Consider the following 8,073-nt stretch of genomic DNA (forward strand, 5'->3'; position numbering starts at 1 on the left):
CGTACTTCATATTATGGGAGCTAATTTTTTCTTTTATTTTACCTAGAACGAGCGCACTTTCGCAAGAGGTCTAATATCTATCCCTTGAATGATACTCTTTAAGTATGATAGCGATAGCAAAATTAATAATTTACTCAATCGGTCGCCCGTTAAATTAGTCTTCTCTAGGTTATAGCCTCCGCCTTTAAAATCTCTAAACATTTCTTCAATTCCAAATCTTTTTGCATAAGCATCAACTGCGGCTTGTATATCTGCCAAGCTTGTCAGAATATGCCAAGGCTCTTTTGTAATAAAATTTCGATATTTCCCTAGCCATTTACCTGCTAGATTAAACTCCGTAATGGGTGCAGTTTTTCTGATTGTTACTTCTTGATTGAAAAAGCTATTTCCTGGCTCTAATCCTAGCATTTTTAGTTCAGCCCATAACTCCGATTCAATCTTGATACAAACATTCTTTTTTAGTCGTAAAGAAAAATCTACTTTCTTCTCCCTCAGCCAGTTGGCGAGGGTAACGCTACAAAATTCCCGATCTCCTAACACCAATACTCCGGACAGTTTTTGAGATCGAGGCTGAAACCCTCATTCTACCGTTAGCATTCGACCTCACTGAGAAGGCTGAAACCCTCATTCTGCCGTTAGTGATTGAAAACTGTCCGGACTATTGTAACACTATCAATTTATAATCTGATAAAGCGGCGAATACTGGCGTTAATACGAATTGTTGATTGTCTAATGTGCTGTTCCCTTGTTTCTCAAGCATTTTCCAATAAATAGGAATAGCTCTTTTTCGCCAAATCATGCTGACCATCAAAATATTATTGGATTGCCATTTGGTTCGGTCTATTGCTAAATATACAACCTTATTCTGTTTGACAGTACCTTTAATCCAACCAATTACCAGTGACAGCCAAATATCATCTAGAACCCATTTATCCTCTGATAAAAATCTCGCTCTGTTTTTTTCTTCTACTTTCAAATTTAATGGGCATCGCTAGTTTTGTCGCTATGCTTTCTAATGTGACTTCTTTAATCGATTGCACTACTTGAATCAATAAAATTGTCAATAAGTAATTAGAACGTGTCAGCTTTTCTGACAAATGGGCATGATATAATTCTGGTATCATTTAATTGTTTTTGGGTAAGAAGCTTTCTTACCCTATCTTTTTTGAGGCGATTTGTCTAGGATTGCCTCAGAGTCTGTTTTTCAGGCAACCTGTCACCCCGTCAGGCAATTAAGAACGTCCTCCCGTCAGGGCAGTTCCTATAATTTTTATAAGGCACTTATGTAGAAGGTGGAAGACACTGTGATATAGAAGGCTGAAAATTGAGAAGGTAGAAGGCAGAAGGAATAGAAGCGAAAAGATTTCGGCAGATATGGTTACTTATTTTTAAAGTCAAGATCGAGAAAAAGTCTCGGTCGAGATTGTCGGTGTGACGCGGGCACAAATTACACTGGCGACCTTGTAGAATATAACTGCTGCATCTATAATGTACAAATCTCGAAAAAATAATTTTAATGTAGCGGTGAATATGAAATTAACAAAATTTGTATCGATCGGCATTGCGCTACTTTTAGGAGCAAGCGGGAGCATATTATCTAGCAGCAGTAGAGCATTAGGGGCCGAAAAAGTTGTCCTCACATTTGGCCCGATCAGACAAGCCATCAATATCAGCGACTTAGAAGACTTTGCTAAAAACGGCACGACGACGCCAACCCTCCAACAAATTATCCGGGTCTCCAAAATGGACGCGCAAATACTGCGGGGGTTCATGGGTTTAGAAATTGGTTTAAAGCCTGCTAATCTGGCCCGGGTGGTTTACAGCACCCCAGGAGAAAAAATCACTGACGACATCGGTCAAGCAATTCGGACTCAGCGCCGCACAGAAAGCGGGAAAGCTTTGCGGGCAGCGGTGATCTTGGCATCCGGGGATGACGGTAAGGTATCGCTGCTGGAAATCCTGAAAAAGTATCCTCTCAACGAGGTTTACGTAGATGTTGCCAGCCTTCGCACCGCTGTTGGGAAAGTTCAGAGCATAGCTGGAACTCTGCGAAGCCTGCTTCAAGATGTGACGAGATCGACAACTCGCACAACTGAAACAAATCCCACCGAAAGTCCGATCGAACCTCGCCGGAGCGTGCAGCCAACAACTCCGCCTCCAGCGCCACGCCGCGCCGCCCCCTTGCCAGCACCCGCACCGCAGCCTGTGACGCCGATCAGAGGACTTTGGTAAAAAAATCATAAATATGTCCTAAAGGCGGGTTGAAGCGGCTGTTGTGGCATTCTGCAGACACTTTTGAGACCCAACCCGCCCCCGCCCTACCCCTATCCCAACCCCCAAGAGGGTTAGGACTTTTGTGAAAACTCCCAAGGCAATCAATTTTTCTTGAGCAATTTTTTGAGTAACTTAGGAATTTCTGAAGGTCGAGCCGCCACAGGTATGTCCGCCTCTTCAAAGGCAGCCATTTTGTTTGGGGCCGAAACTCCAAAGGCTTTCTGGGCAGCGGCCCGAGAACTGATCAGGATGCCGGCGTGGCCCAAAGACGGCCCCTTGGGAGCGTAGCGGCCGGCCAGATAAGCAACCACGGGTTTGTCGATCGCCGAGGCGATGTAAGAAGCAGCAGCTTGTTCACTCCACCCGCCAACTTCCCCTACCAAAACCATCGCTTCGGTACTGTCGTCTTCGTCCAAAATTTGCAGCCACTGCATAAAAGAAGAACCGACAATCGCGTCGCAGCCAATACAAACCGCCATCGACTGTCCCAATCCAGCCTCCGTCAGTTCTAGGGCAACTTCGTAAGTCAAAGTGCTGCTGCGGCTGATCACTCCCACCGGGCCGGGAGTGTAAAATTCCTTGGGGTGAGTTCCCAGCAGCAGTTTGTCGGGCACAATAATCCCCGGACTGTTGGGCCCGATTACCAAAGTTTCGGTGGCTTCTGCTTTTCTGACTAAGTGCACCATATCCAGAGGAGGCACTCCCCCAGTAACGATCGCGATTTGCCGAATTCCTCCGGCGATCGCTTCTAAAGCAGCATCCAGCACCGAGTAAGCGTCTACCAAAATTACCGCAGTGTCAACCTGACCCACTGCCGCCACTGCTTGTTCTACCAAATCAAAAATCGGAATTCCCTCCACTTCCTGCCCCCCCCGACCGGGACTAACACCGGCGACTACATTCGTGCCGTATGCTTTCATCCTCAGGGCGGCGCGGGTGGACGCGGGAGATTCTGTAATGCCCTGTACTAGGACTTTGCTTTCAGGAGTTAAATTCATTTTTTCCCACTTGACACTCGATCTGTTAAAAGCAGAAAGCCTTCATCTGTACAGAAATCTCGTTTTTTGCCGATCAACTGCCGCTACTTGGCGGAGGATACAGAAGCGGCCGCGGCCTCATCCAAAGTGCTAGCTAACTGCACCGGCAACTGTCCCAAACGCTTTTTAACAGCATCAGCATCGATCTCTACCAGCCGCAGCACAATTTGGATGTGGCGGTTAGCGCGAGCTTTCCGTTCCAAATAGACGGCTACTGCAGCGATTATTTCCTCGGTCTTGGAGGCGCTGCCCAAAATATTTACAAGTATCACCTTAACGCTTTTATCCTGAGCGACTAACTCCAGACCCAACTCCACGCGATCGCGCAGGGCATTTGCTGCATAGTAGCGGTCTAGGGAACCAATATTCACAAAATTAGCGGGTTTTCCTCCTTGGTGGGTTACAGCATCTAGAGTTGCCATTGTCAGGCCCACTCCGTTGCACAAAATCGCGATATTCCCGTCTAGTTCGATTAATTGCAGGGATTGGGAATTCGAGATTGGGGATTTAGATTTGGGGTCAAACTCCGGCGACTGCTGAACCTTGGACTGGGAATGGGAGCGATCGCCCCCAGCATGGGGACTTCTTCTTTCCCGTGCCAACCCGCCCAAGAGCTTCTTCTCCGAGAGTGCTGCCAAATCTGGATGTCGTCCCAAGGCATCGTCGTTGGCGGTGACTTTACCGTCTAAAGCCATTACCTCTCCCCTTGGACTGATGCCGAGAGGATTGATTTCTACTAGGTCTAAATCTTTTTCGACAAACAGTCGGTACATTTTTTCGACAATGGTGCTCACCGATTGAATCAAGTCTCCCTGCAATCCCATTTTCAGCGTGAGACGCCTCGCGTAGAATGGGGAAAATTCTTGATCTACGGCAACTTGCTGCATTTGATCGATCGACCCTTCGACATCCATACCTCCTTGGCTCGAACCCAGAAGCACCGGGCGGCGCGCTACGGGGTCTAGGAGTACCGCTAAGTACAATTCTTGGTCGGCATTGTACTTTGCTTCTGCCAGCAGGACTTGGGGATATTCATCCTCGATCGGCAAATTAAAAATTGTTTGGGCGGCAGCTACTGCATCGATCGTATTTTCTACAAACTTGATACCGCCCGCCCTGCCCCGTCCCCCAGCCCGCACTTGCGATTTGAGTACAACTGGGTAAGGAATTTTTAGTCCTTTGAGGTCGGCGGGATTGTCAATCCGCTGCGAGGGCAAAATCGGAATTGCCATCTGTCGAAATAAAGATTTAGCTTGGTACTCTAACAAATCCATTATCAATTACGGGTGACGGGTAGTTGGCAACAAGCAATTCGTCCTAATTGGCAATTCATAATTAATAGATAGTAATTGGTTTTTTGTCAAGTTAAAAGTTAAAAATTCTCGCTTTTATCTTTTAAATTTAGACTTTTGTATTGCCGATTACTTATTCGCTATTACCGCTCGCCGATTACCTATTACCTAAGCTGTTTCAAAGTGTTTTTTTCTCGGAATTTCTAAATTTTACTCTTAGGCTCTAGCGGGGAGATATTGGGCGAGCGTTGGTGTTTTTTTGTCTCAGAAAATCTTCGGACGTTCGGCGATACTGTGCCGAGATATTTCTGCGAATTGTTTACTTGATGCTATTAACAGCGCCTTGATGGACGGTTTTGACCCATTTGAGCTGCTTGGGCCGTACCGCAATCCGAGCCGTTACAGTCCCTACCAGCAGCCAGTGGAACATATACACAGTACCCCGCAGCGTTTGCAGCCAGGTGACAAAAACTCTTTTAACATCAAATTTGGTCTCTTTGCGAGTGCGACGCAAACCGACAAACATTCCCACCACCGACAATGTAAGGGTCATAAAAGTTATGGGACTGGCGATCGGCATCCGGCGCAGCGCAATTGACATCACAAAGTCGGGTAGCGCTACTGTGGGTAAGAAATATTGAGATACCCAAAATCCAAATAAATCCCAAGTTTTCCCAGTTCCCATGCGGTTCCGCAAAATTAGTCGCCAGTAGTCAAGATAACGCTGATAGCCACCTTCTGCCCAGCGATTGCGCTGGTGCCACAGAGCGCGAGCGTTAGTGACTCCTTCTTCTGACACGGCCGGGAAAGCGAGAAATTCAATGTCCCATCGGTTTAGGTGCAGCCTCACGGTCAAATCCAGGTCGTCGGTAATCGTCTCCTCGTTCCAGCCTCCGCAGCTTTCCAAGGCGGTGCGGCGCATGAATTGGCCGTTACCGCGCAATTCTCCAATGCCGCCGATCGCAATCCGCTGCTGCTGGAAAAAACTGTCGAGAGCCATTTCTGCTTCTTGGCCACGAGTCCAAAAATTTACCGAAGCATTGGCGATGGCTTTTCTGACTTGCACAGCCCCTACCTTTTCTCCTTGGAACACTGGCAGCACCCGGCGCAGCAAATCCGGCGTTACCGTCGCGTCGGCGTCAAATATTCCCACAAATTCCCCGCGAGTCAGCGGTAACACTTGATTGAGTGCTCCCGACTTGCCGCCGCTGGCATTTGCTCCTCTGCGAAATACTTTGAGCTGGGGGTACTTTTTGGTTAGCTGTTCCAATACTAGCGGCGTGGTGTCGCTGCTGTGATCGTCGATCGCCCAAACTTCGTAGCGGTCGATCGGATAATCTACATTGCAGATGGATTCTACGAATCGGGCAATCACCGCTTCCTCATTTTTCGCCGCTACCAGCAGGGACACATAAGGCCAATCCTCCCGACTTTCATCGGCAAGAGGCGGCAGTGCGGGCTTGGGTTCCGCAAACAACACTCGAAATGCTTGCATCCACAGCAGTCCAGTCAACCCCCACACTACCCACGCACCCCAAGAAATCAAGTGCAGGGCGATCGTGCCGGCCCAAATTGCAGTCAGCACTGCGGCGGCTTTTCCGCGGCGTCCCCGGTACAGATTTTGAGGAAAAGAGGGAGTTCCCGGCACAGACACCGCCACCGGGATATCTGCTTTTGTTTCCGCGTCAAACACCCTGTCGCCAATGTCTGGTATAGCAAATACTTTGCTGAGCTTCGAGTGCGAGGTCAAACTCTTGAGCTCTTCTTGAGCTAAATCAGAGATGTCCAAGTTAAGCTCGCTGCGAGCGTCGTTTTCTGGCCAAGAACTCTCCTGCATAGGTTACTTGATTCAACCACCAATAGTTTTTGATTTTAGATATAAGCATCTACTGTATCAGTTTCTGGGCTTTTGTCGAAAGCGGACGGGAGGACAACCAGCGGGTTAGGTGTTTGTACGGCATTGGTAAACGGGTGCTGCATAAAGTATTTGGCTTTACCCGCAAATGGATACAAGCCTCCAGACTTCAGTTGTTCGCCACCCCAAATTTTCAACTCCCCTTCTTGCTGGCAGATTCATCTTTTGTGCTGTAAATCTAAAATCTAAAATCTAAAATCTAAAATCGACTGACTTTTGCTTGCGATCGACCAGGAATATCTGCTAGTTTTTTCTGGGGATCTAAACTATCTGTTAGTAATAATTGTCTAAGGTGGAAATATGTCTATTCCTCAACTCAAGCCAGCCGATGACAAAGAAGTGAAAGTCTACGCGCCTTTCTGTCAAGAGCCCAGGCGCAAGTTTTTACCGCACGCTATTGGCCTCTACAAGCTCAAAAGCTTGGAGGGGGCAAGAAAAATTGACGGCGGGGAGAGCGTGCCCTTTGTCGCTAGTTGGAATATCTCGTCGCTGCCGATCGACTTAACCCGCTGTCGGGTGTTGTTTGACGGCAATGCTGAACTCAGCTACGAAGTGACTATGCAAAGCTCTGAGTTTGTTAGTTGCTTAATTGAGGTTCTCCTGACTTTTCAGCGAACTCGTACCGTCGATTTTTCTAAAACGTTTTACCGCAAGCTGATGCGAATGGATGAATAACTTTCACCGCAACCGCATTCCTGAAAGCCTGCAATTGACAATCAAGCAATTTAATCCGGGGCCCCCGGATTGATTCGTGGATCGAGAAAAAAGCTCCGAATCCCGATCGCCAGCCCCCGGATTTATCAGTGGGGTCGCTTTCTTCAATCTAAAATCTAAATCTAAAATCTAAAATCGATTGAGGGGCGCTATAACTGGCGCACCAATAGTGTAATACCATTTTTTTAAAGATGTGATAGAGATAAAGAATGTAAAATCCAAGACCATCCGGTGAGAAAACCAATGACACGATCGGTGAAAGATACCAAAATTTCCTGGACTCTTATGCGAAGTTCGTCCAGATTACTAAACACTGACTTTCGCTAAAAAATCTTTCAGATATTCCCACACTCTTTCTGTGGGATTTACTTCAGGACAAGCCGGAGGCTGAAATAGTAAAATGATATTGTCTGGTAATTCAGATGAGCTTAAATTATGAGCGGGTGCGTTATCTACTTGAATGATGTGTAATTCATGAGGATATTGTCTTGAAAAAAGTTGTAAATATGCTTCAAAACAAACTTTGTCTAAATGCGAAAACTCCCAAAAAAAACTTTTTCCACTAGGGATGGATACTGCCTCATAAGTAGTCAAACAAAATTAATTACACAAACAACTAATATGATATAATAAAAAACATCAAGTTGTGTTTAAAGAGGTTTTATATGTTTTTACTTCGAGATATTAACCCCCTTTCCTTAAAATTGCTAAACCGAATTTATCGCGAAAGCAGACATCATCAAGTGCGCCAAAGAGCACATTTTTTAACCCTCTTTTGTCACTCTCGTGGTAGTATAAGCAGTAACACACCCCAAAAGCATTGCCAGTCCTATGGTAGAGC

9 protein-coding genes and 1 pseudogene are annotated in these 8,073 nt (G+C 46.6%); 3 read left to right on the top strand and 7 right to left on the bottom strand.

Annotated features, from left to right (window positions below):
* Positions 1-42 precede the first annotated feature (42 nt).
* On the bottom strand, positions 43-540 hold the full coding sequence (locus QUA03_RS27565) for a transposase (RefSeq protein WP_333216722.1): 498 nt from the start codon (positions 538-540) through the stop codon (positions 43-45).
* A 118-nt stretch (positions 541-658) separates the two neighbouring features.
* Positions 659-976, bottom strand: coding sequence for a hypothetical protein (locus QUA03_RS27570; protein WP_333216724.1), 318 nt, complete (start codon positions 974-976; stop codon positions 659-661).
* A 554-nt stretch (positions 977-1,530) separates the two neighbouring features.
* Here QUA03_RS27570 and QUA03_RS27575 point away from each other — a divergent pair.
* A complete protein-coding gene (locus tag QUA03_RS27575) occupies positions 1,531-2,232 on the top strand; it encodes an alpha/beta hydrolase (RefSeq protein ID WP_333216726.1) in 702 nt (233 codons plus the stop codon).
* Positions 2,233-2,375: 143 nt separating this feature from the next.
* Here the strand turns inward: QUA03_RS27575 and QUA03_RS27580 are convergent, their stop codons facing one another.
* The 4 genes from QUA03_RS27580 to QUA03_RS27595 all read right to left on the bottom strand — a co-directional run bounded on the left by QUA03_RS27580 (position 2,376) and on the right by QUA03_RS27595 (position 6,655).
* The gene (locus tag QUA03_RS27580) at positions 2,376-3,272 is read right to left on the bottom strand and encodes a CoA-binding protein (protein ID WP_333216728.1); all 897 of its coding nucleotides are present in this window, start codon (positions 3,270-3,272) and stop codon (positions 2,376-2,378) included.
* Positions 3,273-3,355: 83 nt separating this feature from the next.
* Entirely contained in the window at positions 3,356-4,585 is a 1,230-nt protein-coding gene (locus QUA03_RS27585; RefSeq protein WP_333216729.1) for a succinate--CoA ligase subunit beta, read from the bottom strand.
* 337 nt (positions 4,586-4,922) lie between these two features.
* Positions 4,923-6,440, bottom strand: coding sequence for a glycosyltransferase family 2 protein (locus QUA03_RS27590; protein ID WP_333216731.1), 1,518 nt, complete (start codon positions 6,438-6,440; stop codon positions 4,923-4,925).
* 35 nt (positions 6,441-6,475) lie between these two features.
* Positions 6,476-6,655, bottom strand: a complete 180-nt coding sequence (locus QUA03_RS27595) for a hypothetical protein (RefSeq protein WP_333216732.1) — start codon at positions 6,653-6,655, stop codon at positions 6,476-6,478.
* Positions 6,656-6,818: 163 nt separating this feature from the next.
* Here QUA03_RS27595 and ebsA point away from each other — a divergent pair, with 163 nt between their 5' ends.
* Positions 6,819-7,193 carry a type IV pilus biogenesis protein EbsA gene (gene ebsA, locus QUA03_RS27600; protein WP_006634686.1) on the top strand — a complete coding sequence of 125 codons (375 nt, stop codon included), beginning with the start codon at positions 6,819-6,821 and terminating at the stop codon, positions 7,191-7,193.
* Between the two features lie 345 nt (positions 7,194-7,538).
* On the opposite strand, the gene QUA03_RS27605 is transcribed toward ebsA, so the two are convergent.
* Positions 7,539-7,826: a transposase gene (locus QUA03_RS27605; RefSeq protein ID WP_333216734.1), complete on the bottom strand. Its 288-nt coding sequence runs from the start codon at positions 7,824-7,826 to the stop codon at positions 7,539-7,541.
* Positions 7,827-7,897: 71 nt separating this feature from the next.
* On the opposite strand from QUA03_RS27605, the pseudogene QUA03_RS29090 reads away from it, so the two are divergent.
* Positions 7,898-8,008, top strand: a pseudogene (locus tag QUA03_RS29090) (IS630-like element ISAcma34 family transposase); the annotation flags it as partial.
* Positions 8,009-8,073: the final 65 nt, after the last annotated feature.

It is taken from the genome of Microcoleus sp. S36b_A4, from assembly GCF_036700645.1.
In the GTDB taxonomy this organism is placed as follows: Bacteria; Cyanobacteriota; Cyanobacteriia; order Cyanobacteriales; family Microcoleaceae; genus Microcoleus.

Excerpts from the sequence above, each read along its gene's own strand:
- QUA03_RS27575 (WP_333216726.1), top strand. The coding sequence starts at position 1,531 with ATGAAATTAACAAAATTTGTATCGATCGGCATTGCGCTACTTTTAGGA.
- QUA03_RS27580 (WP_333216728.1), bottom strand. The coding sequence starts at position 3,272 with ATGAATTTAACTCCTGAAAGCAAAGTCCTAGTACAGGGCATTACAGAA.
- QUA03_RS27585 (WP_333216729.1), bottom strand. The coding sequence starts at position 4,585 with ATGGATTTGTTAGAGTACCAAGCTAAATCTTTATTTCGACAGATGGCA.
- QUA03_RS27590 (WP_333216731.1), bottom strand. The coding sequence starts at position 6,440 with ATGCAGGAGAGTTCTTGGCCAGAAAACGACGCTCGCAGCGAGCTTAAC.
- ebsA (WP_006634686.1), top strand. The coding sequence starts at position 6,819 with ATGTCTATTCCTCAACTCAAGCCAGCCGATGACAAAGAAGTGAAAGTC.